At 62.9% G+C, this 16,153-nt stretch carries 16 protein-coding genes; 13 read left to right on the top strand and 3 right to left on the bottom strand.

Annotated features, from left to right (window positions below; all coding sequences use genetic code 11):
- Window positions 1–101 precede the first annotated feature (101 nt).
- The 3 genes from ACSW29_RS13585 to ACSW29_RS13575 all read left to right on the top strand — a co-directional run bounded on the left by ACSW29_RS13585 (window position 102) and on the right by ACSW29_RS13575 (window position 1,667).
- Window positions 102–260 (top strand): hypothetical protein, encoded by a 159-nt coding sequence (locus ACSW29_RS13585; RefSeq protein WP_019744522.1) that lies wholly within the window; start codon window positions 102–104, stop codon window positions 258–260.
- A gap of 93 nt (window positions 261–353) precedes the next feature.
- A complete protein-coding gene (locus ACSW29_RS13580) occupies window positions 354–770 on the top strand; it encodes a hypothetical protein (RefSeq protein WP_347874269.1) in 417 nt (138 codons plus the stop codon).
- A 51-nt stretch (window positions 771–821) separates the two neighbouring features.
- On the top strand, window positions 822–1,667 hold the full coding sequence (locus tag ACSW29_RS13575) for a uroporphyrinogen-III synthase (protein ID WP_448277480.1): 846 nt from the start codon (window positions 822–824) through the stop codon (window positions 1,665–1,667).
- Here the strand turns inward: ACSW29_RS13575 and ACSW29_RS13570 are convergent.
- Window positions 1,627–3,198 (bottom strand): PH domain-containing protein, encoded by a 1,572-nt coding sequence (locus ACSW29_RS13570; protein ID WP_448277479.1) that lies wholly within the window; start codon window positions 3,196–3,198, stop codon window positions 1,627–1,629. The two genes, ACSW29_RS13575 and ACSW29_RS13570, sit on opposite strands and share 41 nt — an antisense overlap.
- Complete coding sequence (locus ACSW29_RS13565) at window positions 3,195–3,698, bottom strand: PH domain-containing protein (RefSeq protein WP_214885416.1); 504 nt, start codon at window positions 3,696–3,698, stop codon at window positions 3,195–3,197. The genes ACSW29_RS13570 and ACSW29_RS13565 overlap by 4 nt, the downstream gene beginning before the upstream one ends.
- Window positions 3,699–3,780: 82 nt before the next feature.
- On the opposite strand from ACSW29_RS13565, the gene ACSW29_RS13560 reads away from it, so the two are divergent.
- From ACSW29_RS13560 to ACSW29_RS13525, 8 genes are all read left to right on the top strand, one after another.
- Window positions 3,781–3,969, top strand: coding sequence for a hypothetical protein (locus ACSW29_RS13560; protein ID WP_230814137.1), 189 nt, complete (start codon window positions 3,781–3,783; stop codon window positions 3,967–3,969).
- Window positions 3,970–4,087: 118 nt separating this feature from the next.
- The gene (locus tag ACSW29_RS13555) at window positions 4,088–6,646 is read left to right on the top strand and encodes a bifunctional FO biosynthesis protein CofGH (RefSeq protein WP_317827407.1); all 2,559 of its coding nucleotides are present in this window, start codon (window positions 4,088–4,090) and stop codon (window positions 6,644–6,646) included.
- Complete coding sequence (locus tag ACSW29_RS13550; protein WP_347874266.1) at window positions 6,646–7,404, top strand: hypothetical protein; 759 nt, start codon at window positions 6,646–6,648, stop codon at window positions 7,402–7,404. Before ACSW29_RS13555 ends, ACSW29_RS13550 begins: the two co-directional genes overlap by 1 nt.
- A gap of 146 nt (window positions 7,405–7,550) precedes the next feature.
- Window positions 7,551–7,874 (top strand): ferredoxin, encoded by a 324-nt coding sequence (fdxA, locus tag ACSW29_RS13545; protein ID WP_003945248.1) that lies wholly within the window; start codon window positions 7,551–7,553, stop codon window positions 7,872–7,874.
- Window positions 7,875–7,879: 5 nt separating this feature from the next.
- Window positions 7,880–8,983, top strand: a complete 1,104-nt coding sequence (dapC, locus tag ACSW29_RS13540; RefSeq protein ID WP_448277478.1) for a succinyldiaminopimelate transaminase — start codon at window positions 7,880–7,882, stop codon at window positions 8,981–8,983.
- A 64-nt stretch (window positions 8,984–9,047) separates the two neighbouring features.
- Window positions 9,048–9,728 carry a rhomboid family intramembrane serine protease gene (locus tag ACSW29_RS13535; RefSeq protein WP_448277477.1) on the top strand — a complete coding sequence of 227 codons (681 nt, stop codon included), beginning with the start codon at window positions 9,048–9,050 and terminating at the stop codon, window positions 9,726–9,728.
- 12 nt (window positions 9,729–9,740) lie between these two features.
- Window positions 9,741–11,153: an acyl-CoA synthetase gene (locus ACSW29_RS13530; RefSeq protein WP_347874264.1), complete on the top strand. Its 1,413-nt coding sequence runs from the start codon at window positions 9,741–9,743 to the stop codon at window positions 11,151–11,153.
- A gap of 213 nt (window positions 11,154–11,366) precedes the next feature.
- Entirely contained in the window at window positions 11,367–12,968 is a 1,602-nt protein-coding gene (locus ACSW29_RS13525) for a substrate-binding and VWA domain-containing protein (RefSeq protein WP_230814132.1), read from the top strand.
- On the opposite strand, the gene ACSW29_RS13520 is transcribed toward ACSW29_RS13525, so the two are convergent.
- Window positions 12,965–14,272 (bottom strand): DUF222 domain-containing protein, encoded by a 1,308-nt coding sequence (locus ACSW29_RS13520; protein ID WP_448277476.1) that lies wholly within the window; start codon window positions 14,270–14,272, stop codon window positions 12,965–12,967. The genes ACSW29_RS13525 and ACSW29_RS13520 overlap by 4 nt on opposite strands.
- Before the next feature lie 124 nt (window positions 14,273–14,396).
- On the opposite strand from ACSW29_RS13520, the gene ACSW29_RS13515 reads away from it, so the two are divergent.
- Together ACSW29_RS13515 and ACSW29_RS13510 are read left to right on the top strand one after the other, a co-directional pair.
- Window positions 14,397–15,386: an ABC transporter ATP-binding protein gene (locus ACSW29_RS13515; RefSeq protein ID WP_448277475.1), complete on the top strand. Its 990-nt coding sequence runs from the start codon at window positions 14,397–14,399 to the stop codon at window positions 15,384–15,386.
- The gene (locus tag ACSW29_RS13510) at window positions 15,386–16,144 is read left to right on the top strand and encodes an ABC transporter permease (RefSeq protein WP_230817385.1); all 759 of its coding nucleotides are present in this window, start codon (window positions 15,386–15,388) and stop codon (window positions 16,142–16,144) included. The genes ACSW29_RS13515 and ACSW29_RS13510 overlap by 1 nt, the downstream gene beginning before the upstream one ends.
- Window positions 16,145–16,153: the final 9 nt, after the last annotated feature.

Raw genomic sequence — 16,153 nt, 5'->3', positions numbered from 1 at the left:
CGTCGGCTCACAGGCATTGCGATCGACGCCGTAGTGGTGTGTGATGCGTGTCACCGGATGGGTGGTCCTTTCGGTAACAGCAAAGCCTGGGGGCTGAAGAAATGTACAACTGGGACCTGCAGAACCAGATCGTCGCCTTTGTCGATTCGTTGCGTCCGATGGCTGGTTACTACCACGACATGTATTACGGATCGCTCTACGCATTCGCAGATCAGCAAAGTCATCTGCTGACGCTGCTCGGGTTCCCGCCGGTTCCCTGATCGGTTTCGTACTTTTCGGGCGCGAGCCGGGGTACTTGTCGGGAGGGGACCCCGCGCTCGCGCGATGACGACCGATAGACCACTATCAAAACCATGATCACGGTCGAGAAGAACTCGGACGCCTCGACAGGAACGTCGCTGTCATGGCTCGACCCTGTCATCCTCGGCGTCCTGATTTTCGACGGATTCCTGTGCGCGGTGCTGTCCGTTCTATTCCTGCCGACTCATCTCGGTACGACGGCATTTCCCATCAGCATTCTCGTAGCCGCGGTTGCGAACCTCGTGTTGGTGATCGCGGCCCGCACTGTCACGACTCCGGGCAGGGCCGCATTGCCGCTCGCCGGTTGGATCTTCGGGTTCTTGGTGTGCATGGTGGGCGGCCCCGGCGGCGATGTGCTGGTGCTGTCGTCCCCTCTGACGTTCTTGCTTTTGGTCGGTGCGATCGCCCCGGCCGCAGTTTTCCTTTTCAAAGTGGCGATCAACAGGCTTGCCACCCTCAGTTCGCAATAGATCTCGGCGCGCGCGTAGGAAAGTAACCCATACATAAGGGACACTCACCCTGTGGCTGAACTTGATCTGGCGGGTGCGACGATCGCCTTGACCGCAGAACGGCGTGCCGAAGAATTTGCGACGCTCCTCGAACGTCGAGGTGCAGAGATCGTTCGGACGCCGGTGATCCATGTGCTGCCGTTGGTGGACGATCGAGACCTGCGCACCCAGACCTCCGCCCTGATCGCCGATCCACCGGATCTGGTCGTGATCAGTACCGGAATCGGCTTTCGCGGATGGCTCGACGCCGTCGCGTCCTGGGGTTTGACCGACGAGTTCCTCGGGGCTCTCGCCAGGACACGCATCATCGCCCGCGGCCCCAAGGCGACGGGCGCCATTCGAGGTGCTGGACTTCGTGAGGAGTGGTCACCTTCGGGTGAGTCGTCCGAGGAAGTTCTGGCGCACCTCGGAAGCGAGGGAGTGGCAGGTTTACGCGTCGCAGTCCAGTTGCACGGCACCATCACCGAATGGGAACCGTTGACGGATCTGAGCGCTTCCCTTGCCGATACCGGCGCGATCGTCACTCCGGTGTCGGTGTATCGGTGGATCCGGCCGCCGGATCAGTCGCCCGTCCGCGCACTGGTTGCTGCAGTTCGTTCCGGCGCAATCGACGCGCTGACCTTCACCAGCGCCCCCGCGGTCTCCTCGATGCTCAGCACGGCAAAAGAAATGGGCGAGCTGGAGCGGTTCGTCGCAGCGATGCGCGGACCGGTACCGACCTACTGTGTCGGACCGGTGACGGCCGCTCCCCTGGAACTCCTCGGTGTTCCGACGATCCAGCCGGAGCGATCCCGTCTCGGTTCGCTGGCGAGGCTCATCATCGACGACCTGCCCAGACGTCGCCACCGCCCGGAGTGACGGCCTCGATCAATACCCACGCGTTCTCGGCGGGGAGATCGATCACCTCGTAGCTTCCGGTGCCCGCGGGCGTCGCGGCGACGACGGTTGCCACGCCTGCGCGTCGTTGGAAGAACGTCTCGCGCACCGTCCATCCGATGACACCTTCGGATTCGAGGCTGTGACGCTGGCGATCTAGCGAACCGCTTCGGGTGATCAACCACCCGGGTAGGACTGCGTGGCCGAGGCCGTTGTATCGGTCGTAGGCGAGGGCAGTGCCACCGATGGTGAGTACGGCGACCCCGAACCACGCGTAGATCGGTACATTCAGACCAGAAGCCGCGCACGCCACGCAGACCAGCAACGCCACCGCTGCGAGGAACAGTGCTCGGGTGTACCGGCGACGCCGCGCGGCCGGGCCGTGATTCATCAGGGGAGCAGACGCTTGGCGTGAGTCACCGATCACGGTGGCCATCACTCGCTCGGCCTCCCCCCGTGGTCCCTGCGGGAGCAGTAGCGAGGATTCCTTCTTCTCGGCACTCACTCCCGTCATGATGGCGTCGAGGCGCGCGCCGCGGGCCAGACGCAGCAGGAGCGGTTCCTTGAGCGTCGTGCCGCGAAGTCGGGCTCGGTCGAGTGTGGTCTGCCGGGTCTTCAACAGGCCGTGGCTGACGTGCAAAATGCGGCCGTTGTCGGTGAGTTTCATGTTGCCGAACGCGATCAGATACTGAACGCATGCGAGTGCGCTCGAGAGCACTAGCAACACGACGAGTGCGATGACGACCATCAGTGCGATGCCGAGGCTCTCGAGTGAGTCGAAGCTGTCGCTTACTGCCGACGATTTCGCGACGGCAGTGCCGATGCCGTACTGGAAAGAGATGCCGATGATCGCTGCGATGATGGCGATTCCCGTGAACGAAAAGGGGGCGTAGCGAACCCAACTCGGCTCCCAGTGACCGATCTCGGTGTCGACTGGTTCGCCGAGGTTTTCGACCGGGGTACCGGGGACCTCGGGGTTGCGTGCCTGTTGTGCGCCGGCCAACAGTGCGGCACGTAGATCCGGAACCAGGGTGGTCGAGAGGGCATTGAGTTCGAACTTGTTCGAATCATGGCCGCTCCCAGCGCGTTGGCCGGTCCCGATGCGCACGATCGACAGTCCGAGCAACCGGTGCATGACCCCGGCCTCGACGTCGACGGAACGGATGCGGCTGCGCGGGACGGAGAGCAGCTTCTTCTGGAAGACCCCGGTGCGCAGTTGTACGTGAACGGGCCCGATTCGGTATGTGGTGGTGAAATACCGCAACAGACCGAAGATGACGAGCAGAGTGACGACGCCGAGTCCCCACCAGTGATTCCCGGATTGGCTGCCGAGAACAACGGAGACGAGCAGGACCGGGAGCAGTTTGACCACTTCGTTGACGGGGTGGACCAGAAGCATGCGTCGGTCGAGGCGGAGCCAGGGCTGCTCCTCTTCGGCTGCCTCGGCAGCTGCCGTTTCCGCCTCGGCGGGGATGTCGATCGCGGTCGGGTCGCCCAACTGTTTCTCGTTCACGTTGCGTCTCCCACGTTGGTGCCCGCGATCTCCGTCAGTTGAGCGACCGTGCGGTCGGCGATTTCCTGGTCGAGCGCGGAGATCTTCACGGCCCCGGCCGACGACGCCGTCGTGACCGTCACGGTTGCCAGACCCAACATGCGGTCGATCGGTCCGCGCTCGGTGTCCACGGTCTGCACGCGCGAGATCGGTGCGATGCGTCGTTCCTGGGTGAACCAGCCGGTGCGTGTGTATACCGCGGTGTCACTGATCTCCCATCGGTGGACTCGATACCGCCACGCCGGGACCATCAGAATGTAGGTCGCAGCGAAGAGCACGGTGACCGCGAATACGGTGCCGACCACCCAGGACGGGATTCCGGGTATCAAGACGGCACAGACGATTTCGGCGACGATGACGGGTACCCAGAAAAGTGAGGCAGTGATTGCCCACAGCCTCGGGGCTTTGGTGCTGGGTCGCCATAATGGGTCGGCCATGGTCAGCGGTTGCGGCGCAGTCATGGGCACTACTTTGGTCGAGTGAGGGGCGATCTGTCGACATCGGCCCTATCGTGGAGTGTGGCGACCGCGAAGGGAGCACGTGATGACCGAACAAGATGCGACATTCGACCCGGAGGCTCCGGAATCAGATGCGCTCGAACAATCGACACCCGTAGATCCAAACGCCCCCGAAGAACCCGATCTGACCGACATTCCACTCGACGCGCCAGTGGCTGACGTGGTGGATCAACGCGTCGAGGTCGAGGTCGACGACGACTACCGGCCGTCGTGATCGAGGCGCTGTCGGGGCGGTGAGGCCTCCTACTTCTGGCACCGGGTGGCACTAGTCGTCTCACATGGCGCATGATCGCTAGGTGAACCGAACTGGTGATGACTCCGGCAAACCCACCATGCTTCCGATGCCAGGTATTTCCGCGTCCGCCTCGTCCAGTCCGTCGCCCGGCCCGTCAGCGTCGGCGATGCGGCGAGTTCTCCGTCGCGCACGCGACGGAGCGACCCTCAATGTCGACGAGGCGGCAACGCTGCTGCAGGCACGTGGGACCGATCTCACCGATCTGTGTTCCTCGGCGGCCAAGGTTCGCGATGCCGGTCTGCTGGCAGCGGGTCGGCCGAACACCGTGACGTATTCGCGGAAAGTTTTCATTCCGCTGACTCGTCTGTGCCAGGACAAGTGCCACTACTGCACCTTCGTCACCGTGCCGGGGAAGCTGCGTGCCGAAGGGCACGGCATGTTCCTGGAGCCGGACGAGGTTCTGGAAATTGCCCGGGCAGGCGCCGAATTGGGCTGCAAGGAAGCCTTGTTCACGCTGGGGGATCGCCCCGAGGCTCGCTGGCCGGAAGCGAAGCAATGGCTGGATGAACGCGGCTACGATTCCACCCTCGACTACGTGCGAGCGATGTCGATTCGGGTGCTCGAGGAGACCGGACTGCTCCCACACCTGAATCCCGGTGTGATGAGCTGGCAGGAACTCTCGCGGCTCAAGCCCGTCGCGCCGTCGATGGGCATGATGCTCGAGACGACGGCAACTCGGCTGTTCACCGACAAGGGCGAATGCCACTACGGAAGCCCGGACAAGGATCCGGCGGTTCGGTTACGCACCCTGACCGACGCAGGCCGACTGAACATTCCGTTCACCACCGGCATTCTCGTGGGCATCGGGGAGAACTTCCTCGAGCGCGCCGAGTCGATCATGGCGATACGCAAGTCGCAGAAGGCGTTCGGCCACATCCAGGAAGTGATCATTCAGAACTTCCTGGCCAAGCCTGATACCGCGATGCGCAACACCCCTGATGCAGGACTCGACGAATTTCTCGCGGCCATCGCCGTCGCGCGCCTACTGCTCGGGCCCACGATGCGGATTCAGAGTCCGCCGAACCTCGTCTCGAACAGCGAGTGCCTCGCGCTGCTCGGCGCAGGCGTCGACGACTGGGGTGGGGTATCACCGCTGACCCCCGATCACGTCAACCCCGAGCGCCCGTGGCCGAACCTCGAGACCTTGGCCGAGATCAGTGCGGAGGGTGGCTTCACGTTGACCGAACGCACCGCGGCTCAGCCGGCGTATGTCCTGGCCGGAGCTCCGTGGATCGATCCGCGCATCGCAGGCCACGTTCAGGCGCTCGCGGATCCCAAGACCGGCCTCGCCTTGCCCGACACCAAGCCGGTGGGTCGGCCGTGGCAGGAGCCGGACGAGTCCTGGGAATCGAGCGGACGCGTCGATCTCAACAGCGAGATCGACACGGACGGGCGCAATACCGAGACCCGCAGTGACCTGGGCAGTGCGTTCGGCGACTGGGAGACCGTGCGCGAACAGGTACTCGAGCTGAGCGCCCCGATTCGCGTCGACACCGATCTGTTGGCTGCGCTGCGCAGTGCCGAACGCGATCCCGCCGGATGCTCGGACGACGAATATCTTGCCCTTGCCACTGCGGAGGGTCCGGGCTTGGAAGCCGTTGTGGCGCTGGCGGATGCGCTACGAAAGGATGCCGTCGGCGAGGACGTCACCTACGTCGTGAACCGGAACATCAACTTCACCAACATCTGCTACACGGGCTGCCGGTTCTGTGCGTTCGCGCAGCGCAAGGGCGACGCCGACGCCTTCACACTGTCGGCAGACCAGGTCGCCGACCGTGCGTGGGAAGCGCACGTCGCCGGCGCGACCGAGGTGTGTATGCAGGGCGGTATCGATCCGGAGCTACCGGTCACCGGTTACGCCGACCTGGTCCGGGCCGTCAAGAAGCGCGTGCCGTCGATGCACGTCCACGCGTTCTCGCCGATGGAGATCGTGAACGGCGCATCGCGCAGCGGTGAAAGCATCAGGGATTGGCTGACGGCCCTTCGTGAGGCGGGTCTCGACACCATCCCCGGCACGGCAGCCGAGATCCTCGACGACGAGGTGCGCTGGATCCTCACCAAGGGCAAACTGCCGACGGCGGAGTGGATCGAAGTGGTCACCACTGCCCACGAGGTAGGACTGCGTTCGAGTTCGACGATGATGTACGGACACGTCGACCAGCCTCACCACTGGGTCGGGCATCTGAACGTTCTTCGCGGAATCCAGGACCGCACAGGCGGGTTCACGGAGTTCGTGCTTCTGCCGTTCGTCCACCAGAGCGCGCCGCTGTACCTGGCAGGCGCTTCACGACCAGGGCCGACCAATCGGGACAACCGCGCTGCGCATGCGCTGGCACGCATCATGCTGCACGGCCGCATTCCCAACATCCAGACCAGCTGGGTCAAACTTGGCATTACCGGAACACAGATGATGCTCAACGGCGGAGCCAACGACCTCGGCGGAACGCTGATGGAAGAGACGATCTCGCGGATGGCCGGCTCCGAACACGGGTCCGAGAAGACCGTCGCAGAACTGCGCGCCATCGCCGAGGGAATCGGACGTCCGGCGCGCGAGCGAACCACCACACATGCACGACGCGAAGGAGCGATTGCCTGATGGCTGATGTATTGGGGGACCGCAAGGTCGTCGAGGTTCTCGATCGAGCGGTGTGGGGGATCAACCCGGTTCTCGACCTCGCCTACAGCGATCCGCTCGGTATCAAGCGTCGGACCTTCGAGCCGACTGATCCCGAGCGAAACGCTGCCGCGATGGTGTTGGACGCAGCCGCTTGGGTCCTCGATGTCGTCAAGTTCCCCGGGACGGCGGCGTGGTCGGTGATGACGGACGAGCAGCGCTCGAAGTGGTGGACGACCAGGTTGGGTGCACTCAACACCGTTGCCGTCGCGTTCCCCGGCATCTTCGGCGTCCTCCTCAATCGGTTGCCGATCCAGGACCTGCTGGCTTTCGCGAATCAGGCCGTTGTGCTTGTTGCGGTTGCCCGTGAACACGGAGTGACCGAACGGGATCAGCAGGTAGACCTGCTGGCGTCGGTGCTGTGCGGGCGAGAGACGAAGTCCCGAGATCTGCTCGCCGGTGAGGATTTCGCCGAAAAGTCGGTCAGCGGCACCGACGAGACCTGGCGCCCGTTCGCACTGATCGGGACCTTGTGGCGCACGTCGAAGACTTTCCGTGCCATCACCGACGAACTGCACAAGCGGCCGTCGCGGACAAAACCGTACGAGATTCTCGGCAAGATTCCGGTGGTCGGCGTCGTGGCGGATTACCTCGGTGAGCGGGGCGCACTGGTACGCGCGGCCGCCCTGGGGGAGAAATGGATCGCGATTCGGTCGAGGAACATCACCGCAGTAGGCTGAAATGTGTTACCCCCGACTGCTCAGAGTCGGTAGGCAGGGGGATAATAGGCTGTTCCCGCGGTACGTGAGAGTCGTATCGGATTTTCGGCCCCGAGCAACTGCGTGTTGCAGCGGCGATGCACGACAGGAAGGCAGGGAGATCGGCAGTGACCTACACGATTGCTGAACCGTGTGTAGATGTGATGGACAAGGCGTGCATCGAAGAATGCCCTGTCGACTGCATCTACGAGGGTGGACGCATGCTTTACATCCACCCCGACGAGTGTGTCGACTGTGGCGCGTGTGAGCCTGTCTGTCCCGTCGAAGCCATCTTCTACGAAGACGACGTCCCGGACCAGTGGAATGCGTACATCAGCACCAACGTCGATTTCTTCGACGATCTCGGTTCGCCTGGTGGAGCCGCCAAGCTCGGCAAGGTCGACTACGACACGCCGTTCATCAAGGCGCTGCCTCCCATGGGTGAGGAATAGAGATCTTGCCTCGTACTCCGGTGGCCGCTGGGCTTCCTGATTTTCCGTGGGATTCGCTCGCCGAGGTCACGGCCAAGGCGCACTCTCATCCCGACGGCATCGTGAACCTGTCCGTGGGTACGCCGGTGGATCCGGTGGATCCGGTGATACAGGAGGCTCTGGCCTCTGTTGCCGAGGTGCCCGGATATCCGACGACTCATGGCACGCTCGCGCTTCGCGAGGCCGTGGCGGAGTCACTGGATCGCCGCTACAACATTCCCGACATCGATCCGGCAGCGGTGCTGCCGGCCATCGGTACCAAGGAAATGATCGCGTGGCTGCCGAAACTACTCGGTCTCGGAGCCGACGATCTAGTGGTCATTCCGGAGTTGGCCTATCCGACCTACGAGGTCGCGGCGAAGTTGGCAGGCGCACGCGTCCTGCGCGCCGACGGCTTGAACAAGCTCGGTCCCGAGTCGGCGGCGATGATCTTCGTGAACTCGCCGTCCAACCCCACCGGCAAAGTGCTCGGCCTCGAGCACTTGCAGAAGGTCGTGGCCTGGGCACGCGAGCGCAGCGCCATCGTCGTCTCCGACGAGTGCTACCTCGGATTGACGTGGGAAGCGGATGCACTCTCCATTCTCGATCCCCGCGTCAACGACGGCGATCTGACCGGTTTGCTTGCGGTCCACTCACTTTCGAAGACGTCCAACCTTGCCAGCTATCGGGCCGGGTTCGTCACCGGTGACCCTGCTCTGGTGTCGGAACTGCTCGAGGTGCGCAAGCATGCGGGAATGATCTTGCCGCTGCCGATCCAAGCCGCGATGACCGCAGCCTTGGGCGACGACCAACACGAGAACATCCAGCGCGAGCGGTACCGCGAGCGTCGCAGCGTGTTGATCGAAGCTGTTCGCGGCGCCGGATTCACCGTCGACAATTCCGAGGCCGGCCTCTACCTCTGGGCAACCCGCGGCGAGGAATGCCGAGCGACGGTCAGTTGGTTCGCCGATCGCGGGATCCTCGTTGCTCCCGGTGAGTTCTACGGACCGAGCGGAAGCAAGCACGTTCGGATCGCTCTCACCGCGACAGACGAACGAATCGCCGCAGCAGCAAAGCGCCTCTCCGCCTGAACTGTGTGCTTTCGCAGGTGTCAGGTTCCCTGATGTCGGTATCAGTCCGATGTAAGGTCGCGCTGTGACCACCTCAGGGACCGGCGGCTTGGACGCGGTACTGATCGTCGCCGTCGTTCTTGCCTCGGTTGCGCTGATGCTCACCTGGCTGAAGGATCGTCGAATATTCGGAGACTTCCCTCTTTCAGCCGCGCTCCTTTGGCTGGTGGTGGCAGTTCCGTCGATCCTGCAGGCGCTGATGCCGGGACTGCTGGACATGTTTCGTCGTGATCCCGCTTTGATTCGCGACGGTCAATGGTGGCGCATTCTGACCTCGGTGCTCGTCCAGGACGGAGGGGTCGCAGGAACCGTCACCAATCTCGTGACGCTGGCGGTGATTGCGCCGCCGGCGTTTCGGCTCTGGGGCGCCGCACGCGGCTTGGCTCTCTTCCTGCTCGGTCAACTGCTGTTCGGTTTGCTCACCACCGCAGTTTTCCCGTCGACCGGCGCAGGTAACTCCGGCGCCACACTTGCTCTGGCAGCGGCGGCCGCGGGGATCGGCGTACTGGTGCGCCCGCGAATGCCCGAGATTGTTCTGACTGCCGTGATTGTGGTCGGCGGCGCAACCCTGGTGACGGTCGACGACGCGCACGGATTTGCCGTTCTTTCCGGGGCTCTCTTGGGGGCTGCACTGGTGACGCTGTTCCCGCCGCACTCGATGGACGCGCGTCGGGCAGGAGAAATTTTGCGACCATCCGCGCTGTGAGATGCTGTCGTGGTGCTGCTGAGATCCCTGAACCCCCTTGCTGTTGCCCGCGGTGACGACCTCGACGACGCCGTGACGATCGGTGACATGGTTCTCTCGCGGAGTGCCATCCTCGGTGCCGCGACCTCGGTCGCGGAGCGAGTGGCGCAGGCCGATCGGGTTGCCGTATTGGCAACTCCCACAGCAAAAACGATTCTCGCCGTCGTCGGGGCTTTGATTGCCGGCGTCACCGTTGTGCCGGTCCCGCCGGACTCGGGGAGGGCTGAGCGAGAGCACATGCTGCGTGACTCCGGTGCCCAGGCATGGCTCGGCGAAACGGACGAGCACTGCGAAGGACTGCCCGTAGTTCCCGTCCGATTGCACGCTCGCTCGTGGCACAGCTATCCCGAACCGGCACCGCAGTCCACAGCATTCGTCCTGTACACGTCCGGAACTACCGGCCCGCCCAAGGGTGTTCTGCTCAGTCGCTCGGCCATCGCAGCCGGGATCGACGCGCTCGGCGAGGCCTGGGACTGGACGTGGCGAGACACCCTGGTGCACGGGCTTCCTCTCTTCCATGTACACGGACTGATTCTCGGAATCCTCGGCCCCCTCCGGATCGGTAGCCGAGTGATCCACACTGTCAAGCCGACACCGGAAAACTACGCACGGGCCAAAGGCTCCCTCTACTTCGGTGTCCCCACCGTCTGGTCGCGTATCGCCGAAGACGAAGAAGCTGCCAGGGCGTTGTCCGGTGCCCGACTTCTGGTTTCCGGTAGCGCGCCGCTTCCTGTGCCGGTCTTCGAAAAGCTCCGTGAGCGAACAGGATTGACGCCGATCGAGCGTTACGGCATGAGCGAGACGATGCTGACCCTGAGCACGCGTTTCGACGGCGAGCGACGCCCGGGGTGGGTCGGAGTGCCGCTGCACGGTGTCGAGACTCGCCTTCGTGACGAGAAGGGCAACGACGTGCCACACGACGGCCAGAGCATCGGCGGCCTACAGGTACGCGGGCCGATGCTTTTCGACGGCTACTTGAACCGTCCAGACGCAACCGCCGAGTCCTGGACGGAGGACGGCTACTTCAAGACCGGTGATGTCGCCGTCATCGACGAGGGTGGGTTCCACCGAATCGTCGGCCGCGAATCCATCGACTTGATCAAAACCGGCGGATTCAGAGTCGGCGCCGGCGAGATCGAGACTGCCATCCTCGGGCACCCCTCGGTGTCCGAAGTTGCGGTGATCGGTGTCCCCGACGCCGATCTGGGGCAGAGGATCATCGCCGTCGTCGTCCGCAAGCCAGGCAGTCCCGAGGTCACCGAAGCCGAATTGGTCGAGTTGGTCGGGGCAGAGTTATCGGCGCACAAGCGTCCCCGCGAAGTTCGTTTTGCCGAGACTCTGCCGCGTAACGCGATGGGTAAGGTCCAGAAGCGCGACCTGTGGTGAGCGGAGCCGATTGCTGAAAAGTCGCTCCGGCGCTCGAGGCTTCGTGAGTTCGGCCCGCCTGTCCCGGAATGTGGGCCCGCCGGTTCGTCGATGATTCAGCGCTAGTTGGAAATTCTGTGTTCTTGGCTACACTACCGCCCGGTAGGGATAGCTCCAGTCGCACGCATGCCGTCGGTATGCCCTAGTGCGAGTGGCCTCGGAAGGGCAGATTTCATGGCGGGCGGACGGCATTCGAGTCCTGACAGCGGGCGGTCGATCGGGTTCTACGCAGTGGGTGGGTTGGTTGCCGTCGCGGTAGTCGCCACCGGGGTGGTGGTCTTCAAGGCAACACAGTCCGATTCATGCGAGAGCGTCGACGAGTACTCGCTGGCAGCAGATCCTGCGATCGCGCCTGCAGTGACGGAGATCCTCGCAGAATCGTCGCCGGAGCAGACAGGCTGTTCGCGGATCACGGTCACTTCTGCGCTGCCGGGCGACGTCGCGGGAACTTTGGGTAAAGGTGTGGACGCTCCGGACATGTGGATACCGGATTCGACAGCGTGGGTCGGCAAAGCTGCATTGACGGCAAAGGGACCGGTCGCTGCCGCCGGCGGTTCCATCGCCACCTCGCCCGTCGTCCTCGCCTCCGGCGGTGGCGAACAGTTTGCCAGTTGGCTCACGGCGCTACAGGTCCCCGATCTTGCGCTGGGCAATCCGTTGTTCACCGGGGTTGCATCGGCGCCCATTCTCGGAGCTCTCGCGGAGACCGGAGCCACCTCCGAATCGGTTCGAGCTGCCCTCGTACCTCATGCCCAAGCCGAGAGTGTTCGTACCGAAGATCAGCCGGTTGGACAGAAGATGCTCACCGAATTGGTCAGCTCCGGCAAGGTCGGTGTTTCGACTGAGCAGCAGGTAGTCGAGTTCACGAAGGTCGAGTCGAAGATTTCCGCGACCGTGCCGGCGACGGGAACCATGGTCATGGATTACCCCCTGGTGGTCAGTGCTTCGGCACCGGATCGGCACTATGCCGCAGCCAAGAAGAGTGAGGCCATCGCCGACCTGTTGCACAGTGAATCTGCACAGGAAGTTCTGACACGCAGCGGTTTCCGTACTTCCGGCGGAGGTGCTGTCGAAGGTGGAGTCGGTGACGTCACGGCACTGACCGTGTCCGAACAGTCGGTGGCCGATCAGACACTGGGTGCTTGGGCGTTGATGGCCAAGCCGATCCGAACGCTCGTCGCGATCGACGTGTCGGCTTCGATGGACTATCCGGCGGCCGGCGGCAAGACACGCATGCAGTTGACCACTGCTGCGGCCCTTGCCGGCAATCAGGTCTTCCCGGACAGCGTCGCTGCCGGTCTGTGGGCGTTCTCCCAAGGTATGAACGGAACCCAGGACTTCCAGGAATTGGTGCCGATCAGGCGCTACGACACCATTGTTGACGGCGTGACTCAACGAAAGTTGATGGCGGATCAGGCGAACCGGCTCACCGAACTCAAGCGTGGCGCCACAGGTTTGTACGACACGACTTTGGCCGCCTTCCGTAAGGTTCAGGAATCGTACGATCCGCGAGCGGTCAACAGCGTCATCATCTTGACCGACGGTGCCAACGAAGACCCTGACAGCATCAGCCGTGAGCAGCTGCTCGATGTACTTGCACGCGAGCAGGATCCGGCTCGACCGGTCATCATCGTCACTATCGGCATCACCGACGACGCTGATGCCGCGGCGCTCGCCGATATATCCCGCGTGACGGGCGGTTCGACGTACATCGCTCGCGATCCCTCGGAGATTTCCGAGGTGTTCGTGAATGCACTGGCGCACCGAGGAACTTAGGCCGCATCGGGACCGGCCCACGGTATCGGAAGTGGCGGAGCCGCAGACGAATATCGGTGCCCGGTAGGTGTCGTCGTGGTGAAGGTATGCCGGTTGCCTGGTGCAGGTTCGGCAGACCAGTCCAAGCCCTGCTTGGCGTAATTGCACGCCGCGCACAATCCTGCGCCGTTGGCTGCACTGGTGGGTCCACCCTTGTTGTGATCGCGAATGTGGTCGCGGTGGCGAACCGGCGCGTCGCACCACGGAGTGCGGCAGCTTCGATCACGGAGTTCGATCAATCGCGCCAACCCCTTCGGGAAGGTTCTCGCCGTTGACTCCATCGCGGTCATCGCACCGGTGTCGGGGCATGCGTAGATCTTTCGGACCGTTGCCATCGCTTCGGAGTCTTCGCTGGACTTGGCGATCCATTCGCGTGCAATGTCGGCTGGTACAGGTCCGTACCCGTGGACGTGTGCAGGGTCGGTGCTGTCGCCCAGCAGTGACTGATCGGAGACAACCAGATTCACGGTAACGGGTGTCGGTGTGGCGCGGCCGATTCCGGTGACGCGCTCGACCAGGAGGTCAGCCATGATCTGAGCTCGCGTGCGCTCATCCCCGCCCGCAAGAACGGAATCTGCGTCGCGCCCGAGCGTGGCATGTACGGCGATACCTTCGGCGACGGGAAGAAACACATTGAGCCAGCACATCGTGTCGGGCGCAGGCCGCGCCGTCACTCGTCTGTCTCCCACGGCTTTGCGTGCTCGTCTGGCGACACTGTCGGCGTCGATTTCGGCAGTGCGTGCGCGGATTCTTTCTGTCAGTTGATGGTTGCCGCATCCGTCCAAGATTGCAGCTTCGCAGCAGAACTCGCGATCCAATGTAGCGCGATCCTGGGTGGTGAGACACGCAGTCTCGCGCATGAGGATTGTCGCTTGATGCTCACTGATGGAGCCGTCGACGAGTAATCGAAGTGTGTGCGGCATCTCGTCGTTCAGTGCGCGGGCCAGGTTCAGATGCTGAGTTCCGAACCACGCCGACTCCCTCCGTGCGAGTGCAATCTGCGCGTTGATTCCGCGGCCCTGGTATGAGCGCGGAACACCTCGTTCGCTGCGGTCCTTGCGGGTGAACGCATCGAGGTCGGCAGCCAGTAAGGCTTGGGCCCCAGCGCAACTGGCCTTCAATTCTTCTAATGCGCGTAAAAGGTCCACGCGTGCTGCATTGTCGATGGAACGATCCATGCTGACGAGTGAAGCTCGGAATTGTCCGATCGCCTCTTCAGACATCGCCTGTTCGGATACCGCCTGTTCAATTACTGGCGTCGTCACTTTTACCCCCCGGTAGTGTCGAACATACATTCGACAATAGCGTCGACAACGAACTTGCGCAACGGTTTTCTCTGTGAGCGGCGTAAAGTTCCGACAGTTCGGTTTTCGTGGTTGACTGGTCCACATGATCGAGCTGAGGGGATTGACCAAGGTTTACGGACCGACGAAAGCGGTGGACGATTTGTCGTTCACGGTCAAGCCGGGCATCGTGACGGGCTTTCTGGGCCCGAACGGTGCCGGCAAGTCGACGACGATGCGGATGATCCTGGGTTTGGATCAGCCGACGTCGGGTGCGGCGTTGATCGACGGCAAGCCGTACCGGGAGCTGAAGACACCGTTGCGGACGGTGGGGGCGTTGTTGGATGCGAAGTGGGTGCATCCCAATCGCAGTGCGCGGGCGCATCTGCAGTGGATGGCTGCTTCGAACGGGATTCCGAAGTCCCGGGTCGACGAGGTGCTCGGGTTGGTCGGGTTGTCCGAGGTGGCGGGCAAGAAGGCCGGCGGGTTCTCGTTGGGTATGTCGCAGCGTCTGGGGTTGGCGGGTGCGTTGTTGGGTGATCCGAAGGTGTTGTTGTTCGACGAGCCGGTCAACGGTCTCGATCCGGAGGGTATCGTCTGGATTCGTAAGTTCATGCAGCGGTTGGCGGCCGAGGGCCGCACCGTGCTCGTGTCGAGTCATCTTCTCTCGGAGATGGCGTTGACGGCGGAGCAGTTGGTGGTGATCGGTCGGGGTCGGTTGATTTCGGATTCGACGGTGGCGGAGTTCGTGGATCGTTCGTCGGAGTCGACTGTGCGCGTGCGCAGCCCACAATTGGACGCTCTCCATGCCGCATTGACTGCCCACGGACTGACTGTCCGCGAGGAGCATTCAGGATCGGAGCCGGTGTTGGTGGTGGTGGATTCGACCACTGATGTGATCGGTGGTTTGGCGGGTTCGCAGGGAATCGTGTTGTACGAGTTGGCGTCTCAGCAGGGGTCGCTCGAGGATGCGTTCATGAAGTTGACCGGAGACGATGTCCAGTACCACGCGTCCGGTATCGATCCGGGTGCCGGAGCCCACCATGTAAATGCACAGCAGGCAAACACACAGCAGGCTATGGGAGGTGCACTGTAATGGCTGTTCTCAGTGCTGAACGTATCAAGATCACCACGACCAAGTCGCCGCTGTGGTGCACGATCATCATCGTCGTTCTCGGGTTGGGGCTCGCGACCGCTTTCGGACTCAGCGCCAAGTCGTCGCTCCGCAATTCGAACGGTGCAATGATGCCGACCGTGTCGGGGGCGCTCAGCGGAGTGACCGGCTTCGGGGTGTTGGTTCTGATGATCATGGCGGCCCTCGCGATCACCAGCGAATACCGCTTCGGGACCATCCGAACCACGTTCCAGGCAGTTCCGAATCGCGCTTCGGTGCTGATCGCCAAGGCCGGCCTCATCGGCGGTTTCGGAGCGGTATTGACTCTCGTATTGTCGTTCGGCGCCTTCGCTCTGACGAAGGCCACAGCAGGTGACGCCGGAAGATTCCTTACGCTGTCCGGCGACGAGAACTGGCGGGTCGTCTACGGAACACCGATCTACGCGTTCTTCTGCGTGGTTCTGGCAGTCGGAGTGGGAGCGTTGCTCCGGCAGTCTGCAGGTGCTATCGCGCTACTGCTGTTGTGGCCCCTGCTCATCGAGAATCTGTTCAACCTGTTCGGCAGCATTGGCGAGAAGATCATGCCGTTCCTGCCGTTCATGAACGCCAACAACTTTCTCGGTTCCGGCGGTAGCGTCGACTTCCACTGGGGACCCTGGGGCAGCCTGATCTACTTCGCCCTCTTCGTACTCGTCGTCTTCGGTCTCAGCGTCGTCGTAGTGAACAGACGAGATGCATAGGCACACAGA

This window comes from Rhodococcus sp. GB-02 (genome assembly GCF_053470465.1).
The sequence above is the reverse complement of the archived record's forward strand: the minus strand, read 5'-3'. Positions and strand labels throughout refer to the sequence as shown.

What these genes read in the sequence shown, in the direction of transcription:
- ACSW29_RS13585 (WP_019744522.1), top strand. Translation starts at nt 102, where the DNA reads ATGTACAACTGGGACCTGCAGAACCAGATCGTCGCCTTTGTCGATTCG.
- ACSW29_RS13580 (WP_347874269.1), top strand. Translation starts at nt 354, where the DNA reads ATGATCACGGTCGAGAAGAACTCGGACGCCTCGACAGGAACGTCGCTG.
- ACSW29_RS13565 (WP_214885416.1), bottom strand. Translation starts at nt 3,698, where the DNA reads ATGACTGCGCCGCAACCGCTGACCATGGCCGACCCATTATGGCGACCC.
- ACSW29_RS13560 (WP_230814137.1), top strand. Translation starts at nt 3,781, where the DNA reads ATGACCGAACAAGATGCGACATTCGACCCGGAGGCTCCGGAATCAGAT.
- ACSW29_RS13555 (WP_317827407.1), top strand. Translation starts at nt 4,088, where the DNA reads ATGCTTCCGATGCCAGGTATTTCCGCGTCCGCCTCGTCCAGTCCGTCG.
- ACSW29_RS13550 (WP_347874266.1), top strand. Translation starts at nt 6,646, where the DNA reads ATGGCTGATGTATTGGGGGACCGCAAGGTCGTCGAGGTTCTCGATCGA.
- ACSW29_RS13525 (WP_230814132.1), top strand. Translation starts at nt 11,367, where the DNA reads ATGGCGGGCGGACGGCATTCGAGTCCTGACAGCGGGCGGTCGATCGGG.
- ACSW29_RS13515 (WP_448277475.1), top strand. Translation starts at nt 14,397, where the DNA reads ATGATCGAGCTGAGGGGATTGACCAAGGTTTACGGACCGACGAAAGCG.
- ACSW29_RS13510 (WP_230817385.1), top strand. Translation starts at nt 15,386, where the DNA reads ATGGCTGTTCTCAGTGCTGAACGTATCAAGATCACCACGACCAAGTCG.